Here is a 23,603-nt window from a genome sequence, read left to right on the forward strand (position 1 = left end):
TCTGGCATTCTGTTATTCGCGTTTACCCTCGACCAAACGCTCTGCTTGCGCTCTCCACATGCTCAAACTCCCCCACTTCCGCGGGCCCACCTGGCTGGCCGCTATCGCCGCCCTGGGCAGCCTTGCCGGCTGTAGCAAGGCTGTCGTACTCAACCCGGCCGGTGACATTGCCGCCCAACAGGGCCAGATGGTCATCACCGCCACGCTGTTGATGCTCATCATCATCGTGCCGGTGATCGCCCTCACCCTGTTCTTCGCCTGGAAGTACCGCCAGTCGAACACCGCCAACACCGAGGCCGACTACGACCCCGAGTGGCACCACTCCACCACCCTGGAGCTGGTGATCTGGACGGTGCCACTGCTCATCATCATTGCCCTGGGTGCCCTGACCTGGATCGGCACCCACAAGCTCGACCCCTACCGTCCCCTGGACCGCATCGACGCCCAGCGCCCCCTGGACGCCAACGTCAAGCCCCTGGAGGTGCAGGTGGTGGCGATGGACTGGAAGTGGCTGTTCTTCTACCCAGAGCAAGGCATTGCCACGGTGAACGAACTGGCAGCACCAGTGGACCGCCCCATCCTGTTCAAGCTCACTGCCACATCCACGATGAACGCGTTCTACGTGCCCGACCTGGCCGGCATGATCTACGCCATGCCCGGCATGCAGACCGAGCTGAACGCCGTGATCAACAAGCCTGGCGTGTTCAATGGCATGTCGTCGCACTACAGCGGCGCGGGCTTCTCGGGCATGACGTTCAAGTTCCACGGCCTGAGCAACGCGGACTTTGCCCAGTGGGTTCAAAAAGCCAAGACCGAGGGCAAGCCCCTGAACAAGGGCTCCTACCTGAACCTCGTCAAGCCCAGCGAACGTGATCCCGTGCAGCGCTTTGCGTCGGTGGAAGAGGGCCTGTACGACAAGGTGCTCAACCGCTGCGTGGAAGACGGAAAGATGTGCATGCACCACATGATGGCCATCGACGCCCAGGGCGGCGACGCCTATGTGCGCGCTGCGGGCCTGAACCTGCCACAGGACGTGTGCAACGCACAAAACGCAGCCCAAGTGGTGGCAGCGCTTGAAACCCGTAACGCACCGGCACCAACCTCCGGCGCCAGCATCCGCCAATGAGCCTCGCTATGACCTCCGAAAACGTAACTCCCGCCCACTGGGCGCTGGGCCGCCTGAGCTGGGACGTTGTGCCCATGGCACATGAGCCCATCGTGCTGTGGACCTTCATCGCCGTCGTGCTGGGCGGTCTTGCTGTTGTCGCTGGCATCACCAAGTTCCGCCTGTGGGGCCCCTTGTGGCGCGACTGGATCTGCAGCATTGACCACAAAAAGATCGGGATCATGTACATGATCCTGGGCATCGTGATGCTGCTGCGTGGCTTTGCCGACGCTGCCATGATGCGGCTGCAGCAGGCCATGGCCTTTGGCGACAACATGGGTTACCTGCCGCCGCACCACTACGACCAGATCTTCACCGCCCACGGCGTGATCATGATTTTCTTCGTGGCCATGCCTCTGGTCACCGGGCTGATGAACTACCTGGTGCCGCTGCAAATCGGCGCGCGCGATGTGTCCTTCCCGTTCCTGAACAACTTCAGCTTCTGGATGACCACGGCCGGCGCGGTGCTGGTGATGGTGTCGCTGTTCCTGGGTGAGTTCTCCACCTCAGGCTGGCTGGCGCTGTCCAACCTGGGGGCGCAGAGCCCCAGCACCGGGCTCGATTACTACATCTGGGCGCTGCAGATCGCGGGGGTGGGCACCACGCTCTCGGGCATCAACCTGATCGTCACCATCATCAAGATGCGTGCGCCGGGCATGAGCCTGATGAAGATGCCCGTCTTCACCTGGACCGCTCTGTGCACCAACGCGCTGATCGTCGCTTCCTTCCCGGTGCTGACGGCCGCCCTGGTATTGATGTCGCTGGACCGCTACGTGGGTACCAACTTCTTCACCAACGAGCTGGGCGGCAACCCCATGCTCTACGTGAACCTGATCTGGATCTGGGGTCACCCGGAGGTGTACATCCTGGTGCTGCCCGCCTTCGGCGTGTTCTCCGAAGTGGTTGCCACGTTCAGCAAGAAGCGCCTGTTTGGCTACACCTCCATGGTGTACGCCACGGTGTGTATCACCATCCTGTCGTACCTGGTGTGGCTGCACCACTTCTTCACCATGGGCTCAGGTGCGAGCGTGAATACCTTCTTCGGTATCACGACCATGATCATCTCGATCCCGACGGGCGCGAAGATCTTCAACTGGCTGTTCACCATGTACAAGGGCCGCATCCGCTTTGAGCTGCCCATGATGTGGACCGTGGCCTTCATGGTGACGTTCGCCATCGGCGGCATGACCGGCGTGCTGCTGGCGGTGCCCCCGGCCGACTTCGTGCTGCACAACAGCCTGTTCCTGATCGCCCACTTCCACAACGTGATCATCGGCGGCGTGGTGTTTGCCATGTTCGCGGGCATCAACTACTGGTTCCCCAAGGCGTTTGGCTACAAGCTGGACCGCACCTGGGGCGTGTACTCCTTCTGGCTGTGGCTGGTCGGCTTCTGGGTGGCGTTCACGCCGCTGTATGTGCTGGGCCTGATGGGTGTCACCCGCCGTGCCAACCACTTTGAAGACCAGTCGCTGCAGATCTGGTTCGTCATCGCCGCGCTGGGCGCGGCGATGATCGCTGCCGGTATTGGCTGTTTCATCATTCAGCTGGTGGTGAGCTACTTGAAGCGCGAGCAGCTGCGCGACTGGACCGGCGACCCCTGGGGTGGCCGCACGCTGGAATGGGCCACCTCTTCACCCCCACCCGACTACAACTTTGCAATCACCCCCGTGGTGCACGAAATCGACGCCTGGTGGGACATGAAGAAGCACCGCTACCAGCGGCCGCTCACTGGCTTTACGCCCATCCACATGCCTGCCAACACAGGCGCGGGGGTGGTCATCTCGGCCCTGTCGCTGGTGTTCGGCTTTGCGCTGATCTGGCACATGTGGCTGCTGGCAGGCGTGTCGTTTGCGGCGGTGGTGCTCGCCGCCATCATCCACACCTTCAACTACAAGCGTGACTTCTACATCCCTGCCTCCGAAGTGATTGCCACCGAAGAAGCCCGCACACTCCAACTCGCACGCCATGTCTGATATCCGCATCCAAGCGGGCGCCGCAGGCGCCCTGGCCCCGCGCGAGTACCACCTCGCGCACGAGCCCCATCCCGAAAACGGCACCGCCCTGGGCTTCTGGCTGTACCTGATGAGCGACTGCCTCATCTTTGCCGCCCTGTTTGCCACTTACGGCGTGCTGGGCCGCAGCTATGCAGCCGGCCCCACCGGCGCCCAGCTGTTTGACCTGCCTCTGGTGGCCATCAACACGGCCTTCCTGCTGTTGTCGTCCATCACCTTCGGCTTTGCCATGCTGCGCAAACAGCTGGGCGACGTCAAAGGCACACTGCTGTGGCTGGGCATCACGGGCCTGTTTGGTCTGTGCTTTCTGGGGCTGGAGCTGTACGAGTTCCAGCATCTGATCCACCAGGGCGCAGGCCCTCAGCGCAGCGCCTTCCTGTCGGCCTTCTTCACGCTGGTGGGCACCCACGGCTTGCACGTCACCTTCGGCCTGGTCTGGCTGGTGGTGCTGATGCTGCAGATCAACAAGCACGGCCTGATCCCCGAGAACAACCGCCGCCTTATGTGCCTGTCCATGTTCTGGCACTTCTTGGATGTGGTCTGGATCGGCGTATTCACCTTTGTGTACCTGATGGGGGTGCTGTAAATGAGCGCACAACACACAACACACGCCCACGCAGCCCATGGGCATGGCGGGCACGATGACCACCACGACCACCACAGCGACAGCGGCCCGCACAGCACCTTCTCGGGCTACATGGTCGGCTTCGTACTGTCCATCATCCTCACGGCCATTCCCTTCTGGCTGGTCATGTCCAAGGTGATAGCCGATCGCAACACCGCCGTGCTGGTGCTCGGTGGCTTTGCCGTGGTGCAGATCCTGGTGCACATGGTGTGCTTCCTGCACATGAACGGCAAGGTGGAAGGCGGCTGGACGTTGTTGTCCACCATCTTCACCGTGGTGTTTGTCGCCATCGCCATCACCGGCACGCTGTGGGTGATGTTCCACATGAACGCCAACATGATGCCGGAGCACCCCACCCCGACACCACCGGTGCATGAAGCACCGGGGCACTCCACGCCTTGACACCGGTCACGCCACCCCCTGCCACAGGCGCACCTGCCACCGCCACCCATTGGCGACACCAAGGGGTGCTTGTGGTGGTGGGCATCGCTCTGTTTTTGGGTTTTCTAGCGCTGGGAACCTGGCAGGTTCAGCGCCGTGCCTGGAAGCTGGCGCTCGTCGAGCGGGTGGAGCAGCGCGTACACGCGACTCCGCTAGCCCCTCCCCCACCCCACCGCTGGGGCGAGGTCAATGCTGTCGATCATGAATACCTGCCCATCCGCCTGCAAGGGCGCTGGCTCGGCGACAAGACCGTGCTCACACAGGCGGTCACAGATCTCGGCGCTGGTTTTTGGGTCATCACTGCGCTGCAACAGGACAACGGCACCCAAATACTTGTGAACCGTGGCTTTGTACCGCAGGAGCAGCGCCTGCAATGGATGGCGAGCCCCACTCCCACAGACCTTCCGATAGAAGTGCTGGGGCTGTTGCGCATGACGGAGCCGGACGGAGGCTTTCTTCGCACCAACGCGCCCGCACAGCAACGCTGGTACTCCCGCGACGTAGCGGCCATCAGCCAGACACTGCGGCTATCCAATGCAGCCCCCTTCTTCGTGGACGCGGGTCTTCCCGGCACCTCGGATGGCACCGGTTCCGCCACCACCTGGCCCCGCCCGGGCCTGACGGTCATCCGATTTCACAACAGCCATCTGGTGTACGCCCTGACCTGGTACGGCCTGGCCCTCATGGTTGCGGGGGCGGGCTGGTATGTGGCACGCTACGAGCGCCGCCAGAGCGGCCTTGCCAGCCAGACCACTCCCGATGACCACCCTTCGCACTGAGACCCCCTTACCCGCACCGCAGCGCAATACGCGCTCAGCCGACGCTGCGGCAGGTATCAAGAATCTGCAGCAACTCATTGAACTGCGCTGGATTGCCGTGGTTGGACAAGTGTTCACCATCGAGATGGCTCACTACAGCCTGGGCCTGAAGTTGCCGCTGCGCGAAATGTTGCTGGTGGTGGGTTGCCTGGCGGTGTTCAACGTGGTGAGCCTGCTGCGACTGCGCACGGGCCGTGCGGTGCGCAATGTGGAGCTATTCCTGGCGCTGCTGATCGACGTGGCTGTACTCACAGTGCAGCTCTATCTGAGTGGCGGCACCAGCAACCCGTTTGTGTTTCTGTATCTTTTGCAGATCACGCTGGGCGCCGTCCTGCTGCGCGGTGCCTACATCTGGTCGATTGTGATCATCACGATCTTGTGCTTTGGAGCGTTGGCAACACATCACCTGCCCTTGCCGCTCCCCCAGGACCTGCACCAGGGCCTGTCGAGCCTGTATGTGCTCGGATTGCTGGTCTGTTTTGTGCTCAACGCCACGCTGGTGATGGTCTTCATCACACGCATCAACCTCAACCTGCGCGAGCGCGATGCACGCCTGGCCGCAGCACGCAGGCGCCGCGTGGAAGAGGAGCATATTGTGCGGATGGGCCTGCTGGCCTCGGGCGCCGCGCACGAATTGGGCACCCCCCTGTCCACACTGGCCGTGATCCTGGGGGACTGGCAGCACGACAAGCACCTTGCCGCGAGCGCCTCACTCCAAGAAGACATTGGCGAAATGCAAACGCAGGTGCAACGCTGCAAAAGCATCGTGAGCGGCATTCTGCTATCGGCTGGGGAGACGCGCGGAGAAGCTTCGGTACAAACCACTGTATGCACCTTTGTAGATGCATTGGCCAACGAGTGGCACAACACCCGTTCCATGCCGCAGTTTGTCTACGACAACGATTTTGGCAGTGATACCCCCATGGTGTCTGACACCACGCTCAAGCAGATGATTTTCAATGTGCTGGACAATGCACGCGATGCCTCTCCCCGCTGGGTGCGCCTGGCCATCACCCGCAACGCCGACGCACTGCGCATCACCGTCACCGACGCAGGGCCCGGCTTTGCAGCCGAGATGCTGGCCAAACTGGGTACCCCCTACCAGTCCTCCAAGAACCGCCCAGGGGGTGGACTGGGCCTGTACCTTGTGCTCAACGTAGCGCGCACGCTGGGGGGTAATGTGGTCGCGCGCAATCGCCCAGAAGGGGGCGCAGAGGTCGTCATCGAGCTGCCTTTGGCCGCAATCACCTTGCCTGAAACCAGCGTCTGACCCCATGGATACCGAAGAAGAACAACGCCTGCTGTTGATCGTGGAAGACGACGAGGCCTTCGCCCGCACGCTGACGCGCTCTTTCGAACGCCGCGGCTACAGCGTGCTGCAAGCTGCAAGCCTGCCTGAGGTCGAAATCTTGCTCGCCCAGCACACCCCAGGCTATGCCGTGGTGGACCTCAAACTCAAAGGTGAAGCCTCCGGCCTTGCCTGCGTACAGAAGCTGCAAGCGGCCAGCGACGAGATGCTGATCGTGGTGCTCACCGGCTTTGCCAGCATTGCCACCGCCGTAGAGGCCGTGAAGCTGGGCGCCTGTCACTACCTCGCAAAGCCTTCCAACACCGACGACATTGAAGCGGCTTTTGGGCTGAAGGCGGGCAGCACCGACGTGGAACTGACGAATCGGCCCAGCTCAATCAAAACGCTGGAATGGGAGCGCATCAACGAGGTTCTCGCCGAAACCGGCTTCAACCTCTCTGAAGCGGCACGCCGCCTGGGCATGCACCGTCGCACCCTCATGCGCAAGCTGGAGAAGAAGCAGGTGCGCTGACGGCGCAGAGGCCATGGCATTCCTTCGCCGTCGCCCTGAGGTTTGCCGAATCCGTCCCTTGCAAGCACGTGAGCGATCTCGCGGAGCAGCGCCTTGATGTCGCCGCGAAGGGCGCCTTGCTTGTTGGCAACACGGTGGCCTTGGTCCCATAAAAAAAGGGAGCGTGACACACGCTCCCTTTTTGGTTTGCCCTGAGAGACCACGGCGCTTTGAGGATCAACCTCGCACCGAGGCCGTCTCTCGCAGCACAGAGAATCGGGACAAATTACGCGGCCACGCCCTTGGCCACTTCTGCGTACTCTTCGATCTGGTCAAAGTTCAGGTACTTGTAGATCGAGGCACCGTCCTTGTTCACGATGCCCATGGCGTCGTGGTACTCCGCCACCGTGGGGATCTTGCCCAGCTTGGACGCAATGGCGGCCAGCTCGGCAGAGGCCAGGAACACGTTGGTGTTCTTGCCCAGTCGGTTGGGGAAGTTGCGGGTGGAGGTAGACACCACCGTGGCACCTTCACGCACTTGGGCCTGGTTGCCCATGCACAGCGAGCAGCCGGGCATTTCGGTGCGGGCACCAGCGGCACCAAAATTGGCGTAGTGGCCTTCCTTGATCAGCTCGCTCTCGTCCATCTTGGTCGGTGGTGCCACCCACAGCTTGACAGGGATGTCACGGCTGCCACCCAGCAACTTGGCTGCAGCGCGGAAGTGGCCGATGTTGGTCATGCACGAGCCGATGAAGGCTTCGTCGATCTTGGTGCCAGCCACATCCGACAGGGTCTTGGCATCATCAGGGTCATTCGGGCAGCACAGGATGGGTTCCTTGATGTCGGCCAGATCGATCTCGATGACGGCTGCGTATTCGGCATCCTTGTCGGCTTCGAGCAGGTTGGGGTTGGCCAACCATGCTTCCACCTTTTCGATACGGCGCTGCAGTGTGCGTGCATCGGCGTAGCCGTCGGCAATCATGTTCTTCATCAGCACGACGTTGCTGGTGAGGTATTCCTTGACGGGCGCTGGGTTGAGCTTGATGGTGCAACCGGCAGCAGAACGCTCTGCGGATGCATCAGACAGTTCAAACGCTTGCTCGACCTTCAGGTCTGGCAGGCCTTCGATTTCAAGGATGCGGCCCGAGAAGACGTTCTTCTTGCCAGCCTTGGCCACAGTCAGAAGGCCCGCCTTGATGGCGTACAGCGGAATGGCGTGCACGAGGTCGCGCAGCGTCACACCGGGCTGCATTTCGCCCTTGAAGCGAACCAGCACCGATTCGGGCATATCCAGAGGCATCACACCCGTAGCGGCACCAAACGCCACCAGGCCGGAACCTGCAGGGAAGGAAATACCGATGGGGAAACGGGTGTGCGAGTCGCCGCCGGTACCAACGGTGTCAGGCAGCAGCAGACGGTTGAGCCAGCTGTGGATCACACCATCGCCGGGACGCAGTGCCACGCCGCCACGATTGCTGATGAACGCGGGTAGTTCGCGGTGGGTCTTCACGTCCACAGGCTTGGGGTAAGCCGCAGTGTGGCAGAACGATTGCATGACCAGATCGGCCGAGAAGCCCAGACAGGCCAGGTCCTTCAACTCGTCGCGGGTCATGGGGCCGGTGGTGTCTTGCGAGCCCACGGTGGTCATCTTGGGTTCGCAATAGGTACCGGGGCGCACGCCCTGGCCTTCTGGCAGACCCACGGCGCGGCCCACCATCTTCTGCGCCAGCGTGAAGCCCGCATTGGTCGCCACAGGCGCTGTAGGCAGGCGGAATAGTGCGGAAACAGGCAGACCCAGGAATTCACGGGCCTTGGCGGTCAGCGAGCGGCCAATGATCAGGTTGATACGACCGCCAGCGCGCACTTCGTCAAACAGCACATCGCTCTTGAGCTTGAACTCGACCACGGTTGCGCCGTCTTTCACGATCTTGCCGTCGTAGGGCAGGATGTCGACCACATCGCCCATTTCGAGCTTGGACACATCCACCTCGATAGGCAACGAACCCGAGTCTTCTTGCGTGTTGAAGAAGATGGGGGCGATCTTGCCGCCCAGCGTCACGCCACCGAAGCGCTTGTTGGGCACAAATGGAATGTCTTGGCCCGTGGCCCAGATCACACTGTTGGTGGCCGACTTGCGGCTGGAGCCCGTGCCCACCACGTCGCCCACATAGGCCACGAGGTTGCCCTTCTTCTTCAGGTCTTCAATGAACTGCATGGGGCCGCGTTTGCCGTCTTCTTCGGGCTTGAACGCCGCGCCTTCGCGGGTGTTCTTGAGCATGGCCAGGTAGTGCAGCGGAATGTCAGGACGGCTCCAGGCGTCGGGCGCGGGCGACAGGTCGTCGGTATTGGTTTCGCCAGGCACTTTGAACACCGTGACGGTGATCTTCTTTTCGACTTCAGGACGGGTGGTGAACCACTCGGCATCAGCCCAGCTCTTGATCACTTCCTGCGCCTTGGCATTGCCCGCCTTGGCCTTGATGGCGACGTCGTTGAAGAAGTCGAACATCAGCAGGGTCTTCTTCAGGCCCTCTGCGGCCACACCGGCCACATCAGCATCGTCCAGCAATTCAATCAGCGGGTGCACGTTGTAGCCACCTACCATGGTGCCCAGCAGCTCCGTGGCCTTGGCTTTGGAGATCAGGCCCACCTTGATGTCACCGTGCGCGACGGCTGCCAGGAAGCTGGCCTTGACCTTGGCCGCATCGTCCACGCCCGGAGGCACGCGGTGCGTGAGCAAGTCCAGCAGAAAGGCATCTTCACCAGCGGGTGGGCTCTTGATCAGCTCGATCAATTCGGCGACTTGCTTGGCTTCCAGCGGCAGAGGCGGGATGCCCAGGGCGGCGCGCTCGGCCACATGGTCACGGTAGGCTTTCAACATCATTTTTCTCCGGTTGCGTTCTAAAGTGGGGCGGCATGCCTGTTTGCAAGGGCCTCAAGGGCCATCACGCGGCACGCACAAAGGGGTTCGGGTTCGTGGATCTGAAGAGGCTTTGCCAAGGCTGGCCCATGACCATGAATTACTTGGCGACTGGCAGGGGCTCCAGAACGCTCGCAGGTGGATTCTTCTTGATGGCTTCGGCCACCACCACCTGCTCGGCGCTCATGCACTCGTCCGCCAGACGCTGACCCAGGCGCTGGTTCATCAACATGGATTTGTTGACGATCTGCAGCCAGACGGCGCCGCCCTTCTGGTCTTCCAGACGCACAGTGCCTGTGGAGGTGACCACAGGCGACATGAAATACTTGAAGCCCTTGCCTTCTACATGGAAGTGGCCTGGAACAGCCGAATCGGCTGTCACCGTGACAAACGCACCCAGCTCGCAGGGCATGCGGCCCACGTGCACACGCTCGGCAATGGCCAGCTCTGCAGGCGAGAGCGCCGCTTCTGCGGCGATGATGCCGGCCGCCACCTGGTTGGTGGCGCTCTTGAGTTGGGCGCGACTGCTGGTGGGCTCGGACTTGGCCACGGTTGTCTTTTTGGCTGCTGGCGCCTTGGCGGCCGACTTGCTCGGCTTCGCATCAGATTTGACCGCGGTCTTGGCCACAGGCTTCGCTGCTGCCTTGGTTTCGGACTTGGCGGCGGGTTGCGCAGGCGTTTGCGCCAGAACTACGGCCGGAGCCAACAGCATGAGGGCAGAAGCAATGAAGGATTTCATGGGAGGTCCCGCGTAGAAGTAATGCGAAATGTTCACGATGGAACGAAGGTCAGTGCGTCAAACCAGGGACGCACAGAGGGGGGAAGCGCACGCCCGGTGCTATGGGCGCGCTCCAAAATTTGCCAATAAAAACGGTAACTGGCCCGGTCATGCAAGACCCCCTCAAAACTGATGGGTGCCCAGTCAGCAAGTGCAGCAGCTGCTATTATTTTTGAAGCATTTTCGATATCATCCTGCTGCGGCGCAAAGGCCTGCAGGATGGGGCGTATCTGCGCAGGATGAATGCTCCACATGCGGGTATAGCCCAACTCACGCGCGGCGCGGCCTGCCGCGCCCTGCATGGCTGCGACATCGGAGAATTCAGTCACCACACAATGCGACGGCACCTTGCCATGGGCGTGGCAGGCAGCGGCAATTTCGAGCTTGGCCCGCACCACGAGCGGGTGCGAGAACTGCCCCGCCGACGTCATGCCCTCTGCGGGAATCGCGCCACCATGGGCCGATACAAAATCCATGAGGCCAAAGCTCAGACTTTGCACCCTGGGGTGAGACGCGATGTCAAAGGCCCGATGCACGGCCGCAGGAGACTCGATCAACACATGAATGGGGAGCTGGGCGGCCGAAACGCGCTCCAGCGCGCGCTCCACCCGCAGCACGTCATCCACGGACTCGACCTTGGGCACCATGATGTGGCAGAGCCTGTGCCCTGCCTCGCCAGCAATCGTGGCGACATCATTGGCAAACGCCGGATGGTCCACCGCATGCACGCGGGCAGCAACGCGGGCCGTGGGCGCTGCATCCAACGCAAGGCGGGCCACCAGCCGTGCGTGTTCGGACTCAAAACCGACCGGGGCGCCATCCTCGCAGTCGAGGGTGACATCAAAGACGCAAGTACCGAATTCCTGCGTCATCTCGGCCTGCAGCTGCAGGCTTTTGCGCATGCGTGCGTCCACACCGCTGTAGTGGTCGCACACCGGCAGGAAGCCTGTTTGCGCCTGTGCCCCCAACAGCACGTCACGAGGGTGCGAACGGGAGGGCTGCGCGGAAGAAAACGCAGCGCCCTGCCCCTGCGCGGGGGCCTGGGCGACCCGGAGGCCCGATGCCAATGGCGTCGGCTGCATGTTGTGCGCCTGGTTTACAGCAGGTGCTTGACGCCGTCTTGCTCGCCTTGCAGCTCGGCCAGCGTGATGTTGATGCGCTCTTGCGAGAACGCATCGATAGCCAGGCCTTCAACGATCTTGTACTCGCCGTTTTCGCAAGTCACAGGGAAGCCAAACATCGTGTCCTTGGGGATACCGTACTGGCCGTCCGAAGGAATACCCATGGTGACCCACTTGCCGTTGGTGCCCAGGGCCCAGTCGCGCATGTGATCAATGGCAGCGTTGGCAGCCGAAGCAGCCGACGACAGACCACGGGCTTCGATGATGGCCGCGCCGCGCTTGCCCACGGTGGGCAGGAAGGTATTGGCATTCCATTCCTGGTCGTTGATCATCGTCGCGACGCTTTCGCCGTTGATGGTGGCGAAACGGTAGTCGGCGTACATCGTGGGCGAGTGGTTGCCCCAGACGGTCAGCTTTTCGATGTCGGCCACGGCCTTGCCGGTCTTGGCAGCGATCTGGCTGGCAGCGCGGTTGTGGTCCAGGCGCAGCATGGCGGTGAAGTTCTTGCGTGGCAGGTCAGGGGCCGACTTCATGGCGATGTAGGCGTTGGTATTGGCAGGGTTGCCCACCACCAGCACCTTCACGTTGCGCGAGGCCACGGCGTTCAGTGCCTTGCCTTGTGCCGTGAAGATGGCGCCGTTGACGGCCAGCAGTTCTGCGCGTTCCATGCCTGGGCCACGGGGACGCGAGCCGACCAGCAGTGCGTAGTCGGCATCCTTGAAAGCGGTCATCGGGTCGCTGTGCGCGGTCATTTCCACCAGCAGGGGGAATGCACAGTCGTCCAGTTCCATCATCACGCCCTTGAGCGCCTTCTGAGGGCCTTCGACAGGGACTTCGAGCAATTGCAGGATGACCGGCTGGTCCTTGCCCAGCATTTCGCCGGAGGCGATACGGAACAGCAGGGCGTAACCGATTTGACCAGCGGCACCGGTGACGGCTACGCGAACAGGCTTCTTGCTCATGGTGAAAACTCCAGGAAGTGAGGAAAACAGGTGTGAGTGCAACGCAAGCACCAGCGCCTGTTACCAGCAGCCCGTGCCCCGCAAAACAGCCTTGGAGTTTACCCCCGATTGGGCACCCCGGTCAATTTGTCTTATGTCTTATATAAGATATGATTGCAACCCGTTTGTCGTTCGATTGTCATGGGGCAACCGCACTGCCGCACCACAGCCCACGCACACCATTCGCCATGTCATCCCTTCCGTTCGCCGCCGACAACCCTGCCGCATCCTTGGGCGCGGCGGGTGCCGCCACGCCGGCGTTCAGTCCGCTGTACCAACAGATCAAGGGCCTGATACTGCAAAGCCTGCAACAGGGCGAATGGAAACCCGGTGAAGCAATCCCCAGCGAGATGGAGCTGGCCGCGCGCTTTCGCGTGAGCCAGGGCACGGTACGCAAGGCCATTGACGAGTTGGCGGCCGAGAACCTCGTGATGCGTCGGCAGGGCAAAGGTACGTTTGTAGCCACCCACGCCGAGCAGCATGTGCAGTACCGCTTCCTGAAGTTGCTGCCCAACACCGGAGACGCCAGGGTGGAGGGCCCGGCCCAGCGCCGCGTGATCGAATGCCGCCGAGTGCGTGCGAGCGCTGATGTCGCTCGCGCTCTGGCGTTGCGCAGTGGCGATGCCGTGATGCAGGCCAGGCGCATTTTGTCGTTTGCCGGCACCCCCACCATCCTCGAAGACATCTGGCTGCCCGGACAAGCCTTCAAAGGCCTCACAGCAGAACAGCTCGCCAACTACCAGGGGCCTACCTACGCGATGTTCGAACTGGATTTCGGCGTGCGCATGGTGCGCGCAGAAGAAAGAATCCGTGCCGTACTCCCTGACGAGGAACAGGCGCAATTGCTGCAGATCACCCCGGTCACTCCGCTTCTGAGCGTAGAGCGGGTGGCTTACACCTACAACGACGTTCCCATGGAGTTACGCCGCGGGCTCTACCTCACCGACACCCACCATTACCGTAACGAATTGAGCTGACAACAGGCTGGCACCTGAGCATTAACGTCGAATATTCCGACAGGATCAAAACCCTGATTGTTGCATTGCAATAGAATTTTGCGTTCTTTGCATCTTCAAATTACAAAGCAGTTACATCCACGAAAGCACCAGACATGACCGAACTAGCCAAAAAACGGCCTGAATTCCGCAACATCAATGCCTTCAAGGACCTGACCACCTACCGCATGACACCTGCAGCGTGGGTTTCTATCCTGCACCGCGGCAGCGGGCTGATCATGTTCCTGCTGCTGCCTTTCATCATCTGGATGTTCGACACCTCGGTGTCGTCTGAAATCTCGTTCGCCAAGTTCACCGCGGCATTCAGCATCGGCATCGGCTTTGTCCCCGGCTGGTTCATCAAATTGGTGGCACTGGCACTGATCTGGTCGTACCTGCACCACTTCACCGCCGGTCTGCGCCACCTGTGGATGGACGTGAGCCACAGCGCCGTGAACAAGGAATTTGGCAAGACCTCGGCACTGGCCGTGCTCGCGATCAGCATCCCGTTGGCCCTGGTGCTGGGCGCCAAGCTCTTCGGCCTGTACTGATCAATCCATATAACGGCGGCTGCTGCCAAACAGCGCCCGCCAAAGAACGAGAGGAAACTACCCATGTCCGTCAATTACGGTTCCAAACGCGTCGTCGTCGGCGCCCACTACGGCCTGCGCGACTGGCTGAGCCAGCGTGTGACAGCCATCCTGATGGCACTGTTCACCCTGGCCTTGCTGGCCCAGGTGATCTTCAGCAAAGGCCCCATCGGCTACGACAAATGGGCCGGCATCTTTTCGGCCCAATGGATGAAGGTACTGACCTTCTCCGTGATCATTTCGCTGGCCTGGCACGCATGGATCGGTCTTCGCGAAGTCTTGATGGACTACGTCAAGCCCGTGGTCCTGCGCCTGGCACTCCAAGTGTTCAGCATCGTCTGGCTGGTCAGCTGCGCTGGCTGGGGCATCCAGGTTCTGTGGCGTCTCTGATTCCCGCGACTGAAGGCAAAAAATAATGAGCTATACCAACGCTAACATCACCAAGCGCAAGTTCGATGTCGTCATCGTCGGCGCAGGCGGCTCCGGCATGCGTGCCGCGCTTGAACTCTCCCGCGCGGGCCTGAACGTGGCCTCGCTGTCCAAAGTGTTCCCCACCCGCTCGCACACCGTGGCAGCACAAGGCGGCGTGAGCGCATCGCTGGGCAACATGTCCGAGGACAACTGGCACTACCACTTCTACGACACCATCAAGGGTTCGGACTGGCTGGGCGACCAGGATGCCATCGAGTTCATGTGCCGCGAAGCACCCAACGTGGTGTATGAGCTGGAACACTTCGGCATGCCGTTCGACCGCAACCCCGACGGCACGATTTACCAGCGTCCGTTTGGTGGCCACACCGCCAACTACGGCGAAAAGCCCGTGCAACGCGCTTGCGCCGCAGCGGACCGCACCGGCCACGCCATGCTGCACACGCTGTACCAGCAGAACGTCAAGGCCAAGACCAACTTCTTTGTGGAGTGGATGGCTCTGGACCTGATCCGCGACGCCGACGGCGACGTAGTGGGCGTGACCGCCCTGGAAATGGAAACCGGTGACCTGTACATCCTGGAAGCCAAGACGGTGCTGCTGGCCACCGGTGGCGCCGGCCGCATCTTCGCCGCCTCCACCAACGCCTTCATCAACACCGGCGACGGCCTGGGCATGGCGGCACGTGCCGGCATCCCGCTGCAGGACATGGAATTCTGGCAGTTCCACCCCACCGGAGTGGCGGGTGCAGGCGTGCTGCTGACCGAAGGTTGCCGCGGCGAAGGCGCCATCCTGCTCAACAGCAATGGAGAACGTTTCATGGAGCGCTATGCGCCTACCCTGAAGGATCTGGCTCCGCGTGACTTCGTGTCCCGCTCGATGGACCAGGAAATCAAGGAAGGCCGAGGCTGCGGTCCCAACAAGGACTACGTGCTGCTCAAGCTCGACCACCTGGGCGCAGAAACGATCCACAAGCGCCTGCCCTCGGTGTACGAAATCGGCGTCAACTTCGCCAACGTGGACATCACCAAGGAACCCATCCCTGTGGTGCCCACCATCCACTACCAGATGGGTGGCGTACCGACCAACATCAACGGCCAGGTCGTGACCCACGACGGCACCAGCAACAAGGTCGTCAACGGCCTGTATGCGGTGGGCGAATGCTCCTGCGTGAGCGTGCACGGCGCCAACCGCCTGGGCACCAACTCGCTGCTGGATCTGCTGGTGTTTGGCAAGGCCGCCGGTCGCCACATCGTCGAGTTCAACAACAAGAACAAGGAGCACAAGCCCCTGCCAGCCGATGCAGCTGACCGCACACTGGAACGCTTGAATCAGCTCGACAACTCCGCAGGCGGCACCTACTCGCAGACCTTGGCTGGCGACATCCGCTCGGCCATGCAGCAACACGCTGGCGTGTTCCGCACCCAGGTCAGCATGGACGAAGGCGTCAAGAAGATTGCCGAACTGCGCAGCCGCGTGTCGGGCATCACCCTGCAAGACAAGTCCAAGGTATTCAACACCGCGCGCATCGAAGCACTGGAAGTCGACAACCTGATCGAAGTGGCGCAAGCCACCATGGTGTCTGCCGCAGCCCGCAAGGAATGCCGTGGCGCCCACACGGTGTACGACTACGAGCAGCCTGCAGACCACCCCACGGCGCCGCTGGGCCGCAACGACGCCGAGTGGATGAAACACACCCTCTGGCACAGCGCCAACAACAGCCTGACCTACAAGCCGGTGAACCTCAAGCCCCTGACGGTGGACAGCGTTCCACCCAAGGTCCGGACGTTCTAAACAGTAGCCCCACGAGAGCAGAACCATGCAAAAGCGCACATTCCAAATCTACCGCTACGATCCGGACAAGGACGCCAAGCCCTACATGCAGACCATCGAGATCGAACTCGACGGCCACGAACGCATGCTGCTGGATGCCCTGGTCAAACTCAAGGAACAAGACCCCACGCTGTCGTTCCGCCGCTCCTGCCGCGAAGGCGTGTGTGGTTCGGACGCCATGAACATCAACGGCAAAAATGGCCTGGCGTGCCTGACCAACATGAACACGCTCAAGGGCGTGATCACGCTCAAGCCGCTGCCGGGCCTGCCCGTGATCCGCGACCTGATCGTGGACATGACGCAGTTCTTCAAGCAGTACAACTCGATCAAGCCGTACCTGATCAACGAAGGCCTGCTTCCCGAGAAAGAACGCCTGCAAAGCCCCGAAGAGCGCGACGAACTGAACGGCCTGTACGAGTGCATTCTGTGCGCCAGCTGCTCCACGAGCTGCCCCAGCTTCTGGTGGAACCCCGACAAGTTCGTGGGCCCCGCCGGTTTGCTGCAGGCGTATCGCTTCATCGCCGATAGCCGCGACGACGCCACAGCCGAACGCCTGGACAACCTGGAAGACCCCTACCGCCTCTTCCGTTGCCACACCATCATGAACTGCGTGGACGTGTGCCCCAAGGGCCTGAACCCTACCAAGGCCATTGGCAAGATCAAGGAACTGATGGTGCGTCGCGCCATCTGACCGTGAATCCTCCCACGGTGCAGGCCATGCCATCACAGTCCCCCACATCCGTCACGCCAGCCGCGGCCTCACCGCTGCTGGACGAGCGTGAGTTGAGCAAGCTGCACTGGCGCTGCCGGCGCGGCCTGCTGGAGAACGATCTGTTCATCGAACAGTTCTTTACCCGCTACGAATCGACGCTGACCCAGCGGCATGCGCAGGGCATGCGCGCACTGATGGATTTGGCGGACAACGACCTCCTGGACCTGCTGCTGCGAAGGCGCGAGCCCGCAGGTGAGCAAGACACAGAAGAAGCGCGCGAAGTGCTTGGCATGCTGCGACAAGGCAGTGGCGCCATGGCGCTTCAAGCCTGACGTGGCGGCCACGCCTCAAGACCGGATCAATATCGGCAACCTACCCAAGGAAAGTAACAATGAAGCTAGCTGACAACAAAGCCACCCTGTCCTTCAGCAATGGCAGCCCCAGCGTGGACCTGCCGGTCTACCAGGGCACCATTGGCCCGGATGTCATCGACATCCGCAAGCTGTATGCGCAGACGGGCATGTTCACCTATGACCCGGGCTTCCTGTCGACGGCTGCCACCCAGTCGGCCATCACCTACATTGATGGCGACAAGGGCGAACTGCTGTACCGCGGCTACCCCATTGAGCAGTTGGCCCAGAACTGCGACTTCCTGGAAACCTGCCACCTGTTGCTGTACGGTGACCTGCCCAACGAAGCGCAAAAGACCGACTTCACCAGCCGCGTGACCAACCACACCATGGTCAACGAGCAGATGCAGTTCTTCCTGCGTGGCTTCCGCCGCGACGCGCACCCCATGGCGGTTCTGACCGGCCTGGTGGGCGCCCTGTCGGCCTTCTACCATGACAGCACGGACATCAACAACCCTCAGCACCGCGACATCTCGGCGATCCGCCTGATTGCCAAGCTGCCGACACTGGTGGCCATGTCGTACAAGTACGGCATGGGCCAGCCCTACATGTACCCGCAGAACAACCTCTCTTACGCAGGCAACTTCCTGCGCATGATGTTCGGCACGCCGTGCGAAGAGTACAAGGTCAACCCCGTGCTGGAACGCGCGCTCGACCGTATCTTCATCTTGCATGCAGACCACGAGCAGAACGCCTCGACCTCCACCGTGCGCCTGTGCGGTTCGTCGGGCACCAACCCGTTTGCAGCCATCGCTGCGGGCGTGGCCTGCCTGTGGGGCCCTGCCCACGGTGGCGCCAACGAAGCTGCGCTGAACATGCTGTACGACATCCAGGCCCAGGGCGGCGTGGAAAAGATCGGTGAGTTCATCAAGCAGGTCAAGGACAAGAACTCCGGCGTCAAGCTGATGGGCTTTGGCCACCGCGTGTACAAGAACTACGACCCGCGCGCCAAGCTCATGCAAGAGACTTGCAACGAAGTGCTGGCTGAACTGGGCCTGGAAAATGACCCGCTGTTCAAGCTGGCCAAGGAACTGGAAAAGATCGCCCTGGAAGACGACTACTTCGTGCAGCGCAAGCTCTACCCGAACGTGGACTTCTACTCCGGCATCGTGCAGCGCGCCATCGGCATCCCGGTGAACCTGTTCACCGGCATCTTCAGCCTGGCCCGCACCGTGGGCTGGATCGCCCAGCTGAACGAAATGATCGGCGACCCCGAGTACAAGATCGGCCGTCCACGCCAGCTGTTCACCGGCTCCGTGCGCCGCGACGTGCCTCCCCTGGCCAACCGTTGATCGGTACGGCGCCCCGCGCCGTCCCCAACCCTCAAAGCCCGCAGGCAGTGCCTGCGGGCTTTTTTCATGGCGGTTCGACCCAAGGCGAGCGACTGGCACTGGCACATCAGTGCCCAGGCGGCCAACAACGGAAGGCGGCCCAAGATCAGGGGCTGATGGCCCCTCTAGCTGATACTACCCCTAGTAAATGGGTGTTTATCGGCCATAGCGCCTTATCCATAAGCGCTATGGTTTTATACTGCACCCCAGTACAACCCATCAACCTTGGCACCGACTGCCACCACCGCCTGCCACCGGTCCTGTCCATGCCCCACTCCGTCGAAGACAAGCAACGCGCCATCACACGCCTGCGCCGCATCAAAGGCCAGGCCGAGGCGCTGGAGCGTGCGGTCGAAGCGGGCAGCGAATGCGCCCCCATCCTGCAACAGCTGGCCGCCATGCGGGGCGCCGTGCATGGACTGATGGCCGACCTGCTGGACAGCCATGTGCGCGAAACCCTGGCCGAAAAGCCCGCTCCGTCGCAGCAGGCTGTAGATGAAACACTGGCGCTGTTGCGGTCGTACCTGAAATAACCCATTGATGGGTCCCCGAACCCCAATCCCCCTTAGCCCCAAGGAGCCCCCCATGAAATCCCGCGCCGCCGTTGCCTTCAAAGCCGGAGAACCCCTGCAGATCGTCGAAATCGACGTGGCCCCGCCCCAAAAGGGCGAAGTGCTGATCCGTATCACCGACACCGGTGTCTGCCACACCGACGCCTTCACGCTCAGCGGTGATGATCCCGAAGGCCTGTTCCCTGTGGTACTGGGCCACGAGGGCGCCGGCATCGTGGTGGAGGTGGGTGAAGGCGTGACCAGCGTCAAGCCCGGCGATCACGTCATCCCGCTCTACACCGCCGAATGCGGCGAATGCCTGTTCTGCAAAAGCGGCAAGACCAACCTGTGCGTGGCCGTGCGCGCCACCCAGGGCAAGGGCGTGATGCCCGACGGCACCACCCGTTTCAGCTACAACGGCCAGCCCATCTACCACTACATGGGCTGCAGTACGTTCAGCGAATACACCGTGGTGGCGGAGGTCTCGCTCGCCAAGGTCAACCCCAACGCCAACCCCGAGCAGGTCTGCCTGCTGGGCTGTGGCGTGACCACGGGCCTGGGCGCCGTGAAGAACACCGCCAAGGTGCAGGAGGGCGACACCGTGGCCGTGTTTGGCCTGGGCGGCATCGGCCTGGCCGTGATCCAGGGCGCCAAAATCGCCAAGGCAGGGCGCATCATTGCCGTGGACACCAACCCCAGCAAGTTCGACCTGGCGCGCACCTTTGGCGCCACCGACTGCGTGAACCCCAAAGACTTCGACAAGCCCATCCAGCAGGTCATTGTGGAAATGACCACCTGGGGCGTGGACCACAGCTTCGAGTGCATTGGCAACACCAACGTCATGCGCGCCGCGCTCGAATGCGCGCACCGCGGCTGGGGCCAGTCGGTCATCATCGGGGTGGCCGGCGCGGGGCAAGAGATCTCGACCCGCCCGTTCCAGCTGGTCACCGGCCGCAAGTGGATGGGCACGGCGTTTGGTGGCGTCAAAGGCCGCAGCGAGCTGCCTGGCATAGTCGAGGATGCGATGGCGGGCAAGATCCAGCTCGAACCCTTTGTGACCCACACCATGGGCCTCAAGGACATCAACGAAGCGTTTGATCTGATGCACGAAGGCAAGTCCATCCGCTCAGTCGTCAAGTACGCCGCCTGACGGGGGGCAGGTGCAGTGCGGGGTCATCCTCCCGCCCGCGCCCACTGCCCTCCTTTCGGTCAAAGCGCTGCATAGCCAAAAATGCCCGTAGTGCTTTCACATAAAGCGCTGACAGCTATTATTTCAGGAGCAATTTCTCCATGTCCGATGTGATCGAACTTTTGAGCAGCCACGCTTGTTTTGGCGGCGAGCAGCGCTTCTATCGCCACGACTCCACCGCCATTGGCCTGCCGATGAAGTTCTCGGTGTATCTGCCGCCCCAGGCGAGCCAGGGCCCTGTGCCCGCGCTGCTCTACCTGGCGGGCCTGACCTGCACGGAGGAAACCTTCATGACCAAAGCGGGCGCCCAGCGCCTGGCGTCGGAGCGGGGCCTGGCCCTCATCGCGCCAGACACCAGCCCGCGCGGTGCAGCGGTGGAAGCCCTCGAAGGCGCTACCGCCAGCTGGGATTTCGGCGTGGGTGCGGGCTTCTACCTCGATGCCACTCAGGCGCCGTGGCGCGCACATTGGCGCATGGAAAGCTACCTGATTCAGGAACTGCTGCCGCTGGTGCAACAGCATCTGCCCATCGCCCCAGAGCGCCTGGGCATCTTCGGCCATTCCATGGGCGGACATGGCGCCCTCACCCTGGCGCTGCGGCACCCCGGACGATTCAAGACGGTCTCTGCCTTTGCCCCTATCTGCGCCCCCACCCAGTGCCCCTGGGGCGAGAAGGCCTTCACCGGCTACCTCGGCCCCGACCGCTCAGCCTGGCTGGAGCACGATGCCACGGCGTTGATGCAGCACCAGCCCATCGCGCCCTACCCGGCAGGCATCCTGATCGACCAGGGTCTGGCCGACAAATTCCTGGCCGACCAGTTGCACCCGCAGTTGTTCGAAGAAGCCTGCGCTCACATCGGCCAGCCGCTTACGCTGCGGCGCCATGCGGGATATGACCACGGCTACTACTTCATACAGAGCTTCATGGCAGACCATTTGGCCCACCATGCACAAGGTCTCTGACAGATTATTAATGCGATCTTAAGCATCGGGCGTCACACTGCCCGCCATGCTTTTGACTCTGCGGCACCTGCTGCCCTTCGCCTTTGCTCCCCGCGTGGAGCCTCAGCCAGCCTCTCAACCACCCCGTCCGCTGCACCCCGCGTGGGTCGTGGTGCTTGTCAGCACCTGGCTGGCCACCGCCTGCAATGTGCCGCTGTGGCAGGAAGTGGCCCAATTGCCCGGTCAGGGCAGCCTGCGCGGCTGGGGCTTCGCGCTGGCCTTTGCAGCCATTGTTGCGGCAGGCAACGCGGCCCTGCTGAGCCTGCTGGCCTGGCGCTGGACACTCAAGCCCGTGGTGCTTGTGCTGGTGCTGATGGCGGCATTTGGCGCCTATTTCATGCTCGCATACGGCATTGCGATCGACGCCAGCATGCTGGTCAACGTGATGCAGACCGATGTGAAAGAGGCAGGGGATCTTCTGAACGTGCGCATGCTGGGCACCGTGCTGGTGCTGGCCGCACCGCCCCTGCTGTGGCTGTACCGGCGCCCGGTGCTGCGCCTGAGCGCGCTGCGCCATGTGGCGCACAACGGCCTGCTGCTGGCGGGCTCCATGGCCGTCATGGTGGTATGCCTGCTGCTGGTGTTTCAGGACTTCGCCTCCACCATGCGCAACCACACCAAGCTGCGCTACCTGATCAATCCGCTCAACAGCGTTTATGCGCTGGGTAACATCGCCACCAAGCCGCTGCGCATGGACACCACCCAGCTGCTCCCCCTGGGCCGCGATGCCCAGTTGGGTGCCAGCTACACGGGCCAGGCCAAACCCCCACTGCTGGTGCTGGTGCTGGGCGAAACCGGCCGCAGCGGCAACTTTGGCATCAACGGCTACGAGCGCGCGACAACGCCCCTGCTGTCCGCACGCAGCCAAGACCTCGTGAGCGCCCGCAACGCCTGGTCCTGCGGCACCAGCACCGCGGCATCGGTGCCCTGCATGTTCTCGCACCTGGGGCGCACGGGCTATGAAGGGCGATCGGCCAATTTCGAAAGCCTGATCGACGTGCTGCACCATGCAGGCCTGGGTGTGCTGTGGGTGGACAACCAGTCCGGCTGCAAAGGCGTATGCGACCGCGTGGGCGAGACCAGCACCACGGCCCTGAAGGACCCCGTGCTGTGCGCGGGCAGCGAGTGCCTGGACCGTGTGATGCTCAAGGACCTGGATGCCCAGATCGCAGCCCTCTCTCCCGAACAACGCCAGCGCGGCACCGTCGTGGTACTTCACCAGATGGGTAGCCATGGCCCCGCGTACTACAAACGCTCCGCCCCGAGAACAAGAAATTTGGCCCCGAATGCACTTCCACGTCATTGCAGGAATGCGAGCGTCAGCAAGTGGTGAACGCCTACGACAACAGCATCGTCGAAACGGATCAGTTCCTGGATTCAGTGCTCAAATGGCTGACAGCGCATGAAAATCAAGCGCAGACAGCTATGATTTACGTAGCAGACCACGGTGAATCCCTGGGTGAAAAAAACATCTACCTGCATGGGCTGCCTTATGCCGTGGCACCCGACGTGCAAAAACATGTGCCCTGGATCACCTGGCTATCGCCCGCCATGCAAGCGCGCACGCAAACCACCACCGGTTGCCTCCAAAAAGACCTGGCAGACCGGCGCATCACCCACGACCACTACTTCCATTCGGTACTGGGTTTGATGGATGTCACAACGAGCGCCTACAACCCCGAGCTGGACATGTTCGCCCCCTGCCGCAACGCCACGCCCGCCAAGTTGGCGAGCCCTTCGCCCACGACAGCGCCAAAAGGGTAAAACGGGGCGGCACCAGCGGGTCGGTCCGCCAGTGAGCCAGGCCGCGCTGGGCGCTTTGGGCCAGCGCATGGGCCCCACCAGAGCCCGAGCGCAACCCCATAGCGCGGTACCCCGTTCAGACCC

At 62.1% G+C, this 23,603-nt stretch carries 21 protein-coding genes and 1 pseudogene; 18 read left to right on the forward strand and 4 right to left on the reverse strand.

Translation table 11 applies throughout. The annotated features are described in order from the left end of the window. The first annotated feature begins 58 nt into the window (after window positions 1-58). From cyoA to CLU85_RS16140, 7 genes are all read left to right on the forward strand, one after another. Window positions 59-1,126, forward strand: coding sequence for a ubiquinol oxidase subunit II (gene cyoA / locus CLU85_RS16110; protein ID WP_100411145.1), 1,068 nt, complete (start codon window positions 59-61; stop codon window positions 1,124-1,126). A gap of 8 nt (window positions 1,127-1,134) precedes the next feature. Continuing rightward, the gene (gene cyoB / locus CLU85_RS16115; protein ID WP_100411146.1) at window positions 1,135-3,138 is read left to right on the forward strand and encodes a cytochrome o ubiquinol oxidase subunit I; all 2,004 of its coding nucleotides are present in this window, start codon (window positions 1,135-1,137) and stop codon (window positions 3,136-3,138) included. Next, window positions 3,131-3,763, forward strand: a complete 633-nt coding sequence (cyoC, locus tag CLU85_RS16120; protein WP_099657740.1) for a cytochrome o ubiquinol oxidase subunit III — start codon at window positions 3,131-3,133, stop codon at window positions 3,761-3,763. The genes cyoB and cyoC overlap by 8 nt, the downstream gene beginning before the upstream one ends. Then, window positions 3,764-4,204 (forward strand): cytochrome o ubiquinol oxidase subunit IV, encoded by a 441-nt coding sequence (gene cyoD / locus CLU85_RS16125; protein ID WP_100411147.1) that lies wholly within the window; start codon window positions 3,764-3,766, stop codon window positions 4,202-4,204. 65 nt (window positions 4,205-4,269) lie between these two features. Continuing rightward, the gene (locus CLU85_RS16130) at window positions 4,270-5,022 is read left to right on the forward strand and encodes an SURF1 family protein (RefSeq protein ID WP_100411148.1); all 753 of its coding nucleotides are present in this window, start codon (window positions 4,270-4,272) and stop codon (window positions 5,020-5,022) included. After that, window positions 5,003-6,331 (forward strand): ATP-binding protein, encoded by a 1,329-nt coding sequence (locus CLU85_RS16135; RefSeq protein WP_100411149.1) that lies wholly within the window; start codon window positions 5,003-5,005, stop codon window positions 6,329-6,331. The genes CLU85_RS16130 and CLU85_RS16135 overlap by 20 nt, the downstream gene beginning before the upstream one ends. 4 nt (window positions 6,332-6,335) lie before the next feature. Continuing rightward, entirely contained in the window at window positions 6,336-6,881 is a 546-nt protein-coding gene (locus CLU85_RS16140) for a response regulator transcription factor (RefSeq protein WP_100411150.1), read from the forward strand. Between the two features lie 265 nt (window positions 6,882-7,146). On the opposite strand, the gene acnB is transcribed toward CLU85_RS16140, so the two are convergent. The 4 genes from acnB to CLU85_RS16160 form a co-directional block, all read right to left on the reverse strand. Further along, complete coding sequence (gene acnB, locus CLU85_RS16145; RefSeq protein ID WP_100412592.1) at window positions 7,147-9,738, reverse strand: bifunctional aconitate hydratase 2/2-methylisocitrate dehydratase; 2,592 nt, start codon at window positions 9,736-9,738, stop codon at window positions 7,147-7,149. Window positions 9,739-9,877: 139 nt separating this feature from the next. After that, window positions 9,878-10,516, reverse strand: coding sequence for a hypothetical protein (locus CLU85_RS16150; protein ID WP_100411151.1), 639 nt, complete (start codon window positions 10,514-10,516; stop codon window positions 9,878-9,880). A gap of 32 nt (window positions 10,517-10,548) precedes the next feature. Next, window positions 10,549-11,637, reverse strand: coding sequence for a CoA ester lyase (locus CLU85_RS16155; protein ID WP_100411152.1), 1,089 nt, complete (start codon window positions 11,635-11,637; stop codon window positions 10,549-10,551). A gap of 14 nt (window positions 11,638-11,651) precedes the next feature. Beyond that, entirely contained in the window at window positions 11,652-12,638 is a 987-nt protein-coding gene (locus tag CLU85_RS16160) for a malate dehydrogenase (RefSeq protein ID WP_100411153.1), read from the reverse strand. A gap of 227 nt (window positions 12,639-12,865) precedes the next feature. On the opposite strand from CLU85_RS16160, the gene CLU85_RS16165 reads away from it, so the two are divergent. The 11 genes and pseudogenes from CLU85_RS16165 to CLU85_RS16215 all read left to right on the forward strand — a co-directional run bounded on the left by CLU85_RS16165 (window position 12,866) and on the right by CLU85_RS16215 (window position 23,480). After that, a complete protein-coding gene (locus tag CLU85_RS16165; RefSeq protein WP_100411154.1) occupies window positions 12,866-13,654 on the forward strand; it encodes a GntR family transcriptional regulator in 789 nt (262 codons plus the stop codon). 134 nt (window positions 13,655-13,788) lie between these two features. After that, window positions 13,789-14,223, forward strand: coding sequence for a succinate dehydrogenase, cytochrome b556 subunit (gene sdhC / locus CLU85_RS16170; protein WP_056642487.1), 435 nt, complete (start codon window positions 13,789-13,791; stop codon window positions 14,221-14,223). 63 nt (window positions 14,224-14,286) lie between these two features. Further along, on the forward strand, window positions 14,287-14,652 hold the full coding sequence (gene sdhD / locus CLU85_RS16175) for a succinate dehydrogenase, hydrophobic membrane anchor protein (RefSeq protein WP_100411155.1): 366 nt from the start codon (window positions 14,287-14,289) through the stop codon (window positions 14,650-14,652). Window positions 14,653-14,677: 25 nt separating this feature from the next. Continuing rightward, complete coding sequence (sdhA, locus tag CLU85_RS16180; RefSeq protein ID WP_100411156.1) at window positions 14,678-16,483, forward strand: succinate dehydrogenase flavoprotein subunit; 1,806 nt, start codon at window positions 14,678-14,680, stop codon at window positions 16,481-16,483. 25 nt (window positions 16,484-16,508) lie between these two features. Beyond that, window positions 16,509-17,213 carry a succinate dehydrogenase iron-sulfur subunit gene (locus CLU85_RS16185; RefSeq protein ID WP_100411157.1) on the forward strand — a complete coding sequence of 235 codons (705 nt, stop codon included), beginning with the start codon at window positions 16,509-16,511 and terminating at the stop codon, window positions 17,211-17,213. A gap of 26 nt (window positions 17,214-17,239) precedes the next feature. After that, a complete protein-coding gene (locus CLU85_RS16190; RefSeq protein WP_100412593.1) occupies window positions 17,240-17,566 on the forward strand; it encodes a succinate dehydrogenase assembly factor 2 in 327 nt (108 codons plus the stop codon). A 59-nt stretch (window positions 17,567-17,625) separates the two neighbouring features. After that, on the forward strand, window positions 17,626-18,936 hold the full coding sequence (locus CLU85_RS16195) for a citrate synthase (protein WP_100411158.1): 1,311 nt from the start codon (window positions 17,626-17,628) through the stop codon (window positions 18,934-18,936). A 305-nt stretch (window positions 18,937-19,241) separates the two neighbouring features. Further along, window positions 19,242-19,508: a metal/formaldehyde-sensitive transcriptional repressor gene (locus tag CLU85_RS16200; RefSeq protein WP_100412594.1), complete on the forward strand. Its 267-nt coding sequence runs from the start codon at window positions 19,242-19,244 to the stop codon at window positions 19,506-19,508. A 52-nt stretch (window positions 19,509-19,560) separates the two neighbouring features. Continuing rightward, on the forward strand, window positions 19,561-20,676 hold the full coding sequence (locus CLU85_RS16205) for an S-(hydroxymethyl)glutathione dehydrogenase/class III alcohol dehydrogenase (protein ID WP_100411159.1): 1,116 nt from the start codon (window positions 19,561-19,563) through the stop codon (window positions 20,674-20,676). 140 nt (window positions 20,677-20,816) lie between these two features. After that, window positions 20,817-21,677 carry an S-formylglutathione hydrolase gene (gene fghA, locus CLU85_RS16210; protein ID WP_100411160.1) on the forward strand — a complete coding sequence of 287 codons (861 nt, stop codon included), beginning with the start codon at window positions 20,817-20,819 and terminating at the stop codon, window positions 21,675-21,677. Window positions 21,678-21,723: 46 nt separating this feature from the next. Further along, window positions 21,724-23,480 (forward strand): annotated as a pseudogene (locus CLU85_RS16215) (phosphoethanolamine transferase). The last annotated feature ends 123 nt before the right edge of the window (window positions 23,481-23,603 follow it).

The sequence above is a fragment of the Acidovorax sp. 69 genome, assembly GCF_002797445.1.
GTDB lineage: Bacteria > Pseudomonadota > Gammaproteobacteria > Burkholderiales > Burkholderiaceae_C > Acidovorax.

Bases quoted from the DNA above. Each gene is read 5' to 3' on its own strand.
- acnB (WP_100412592.1), bottom strand. From the start codon at position 9,738: ATGTTGAAAGCCTACCGTGACCATGTGGCCGAGCGCGCCGCCCTGGGC.
- sdhC (WP_056642487.1), top strand. From the start codon at position 13,789: ATGACCGAACTAGCCAAAAAACGGCCTGAATTCCGCAACATCAATGCC.
- cyoD (WP_100411147.1), top strand. From the start codon at position 3,764: ATGAGCGCACAACACACAACACACGCCCACGCAGCCCATGGGCATGGC.
- CLU85_RS16185 (WP_100411157.1), top strand. From the start codon at position 16,509: ATGCAAAAGCGCACATTCCAAATCTACCGCTACGATCCGGACAAGGAC.
- CLU85_RS16200 (WP_100412594.1), top strand. From the start codon at position 19,242: ATGCCCCACTCCGTCGAAGACAAGCAACGCGCCATCACACGCCTGCGC.
- CLU85_RS16140 (WP_100411150.1), top strand. From the start codon at position 6,336: ATGGATACCGAAGAAGAACAACGCCTGCTGTTGATCGTGGAAGACGAC.
- sdhD (WP_100411155.1), top strand. From the start codon at position 14,287: ATGTCCGTCAATTACGGTTCCAAACGCGTCGTCGTCGGCGCCCACTAC.
- cyoA (WP_100411145.1), top strand. From the start codon at position 59: ATGCTCAAACTCCCCCACTTCCGCGGGCCCACCTGGCTGGCCGCTATC.
- CLU85_RS16190 (WP_100412593.1), top strand. From the start codon at position 17,240: ATGCCATCACAGTCCCCCACATCCGTCACGCCAGCCGCGGCCTCACCG.
- cyoC (WP_099657740.1), top strand. From the start codon at position 3,131: ATGTCTGATATCCGCATCCAAGCGGGCGCCGCAGGCGCCCTGGCCCCG.
- CLU85_RS16205 (WP_100411159.1), top strand. From the start codon at position 19,561: ATGAAATCCCGCGCCGCCGTTGCCTTCAAAGCCGGAGAACCCCTGCAG.
- fghA (WP_100411160.1), top strand. From the start codon at position 20,817: ATGTCCGATGTGATCGAACTTTTGAGCAGCCACGCTTGTTTTGGCGGC.
- CLU85_RS16155 (WP_100411152.1), bottom strand. From the start codon at position 11,637: ATGCAGCCGACGCCATTGGCATCGGGCCTCCGGGTCGCCCAGGCCCCC.
- sdhA (WP_100411156.1), top strand. From the start codon at position 14,678: ATGAGCTATACCAACGCTAACATCACCAAGCGCAAGTTCGATGTCGTC.
- CLU85_RS16195 (WP_100411158.1), top strand. From the start codon at position 17,626: ATGAAGCTAGCTGACAACAAAGCCACCCTGTCCTTCAGCAATGGCAGC.
- cyoB (WP_100411146.1), top strand. From the start codon at position 1,135: ATGACCTCCGAAAACGTAACTCCCGCCCACTGGGCGCTGGGCCGCCTG.
- CLU85_RS16165 (WP_100411154.1), top strand. From the start codon at position 12,866: ATGTCATCCCTTCCGTTCGCCGCCGACAACCCTGCCGCATCCTTGGGC.
- CLU85_RS16135 (WP_100411149.1), top strand. From the start codon at position 5,003: ATGACCACCCTTCGCACTGAGACCCCCTTACCCGCACCGCAGCGCAAT.
- CLU85_RS16150 (WP_100411151.1), bottom strand. From the start codon at position 10,516: ATGAAATCCTTCATTGCTTCTGCCCTCATGCTGTTGGCTCCGGCCGTA.
- CLU85_RS16160 (WP_100411153.1), bottom strand. From the start codon at position 12,638: ATGAGCAAGAAGCCTGTTCGCGTAGCCGTCACCGGTGCCGCTGGTCAA.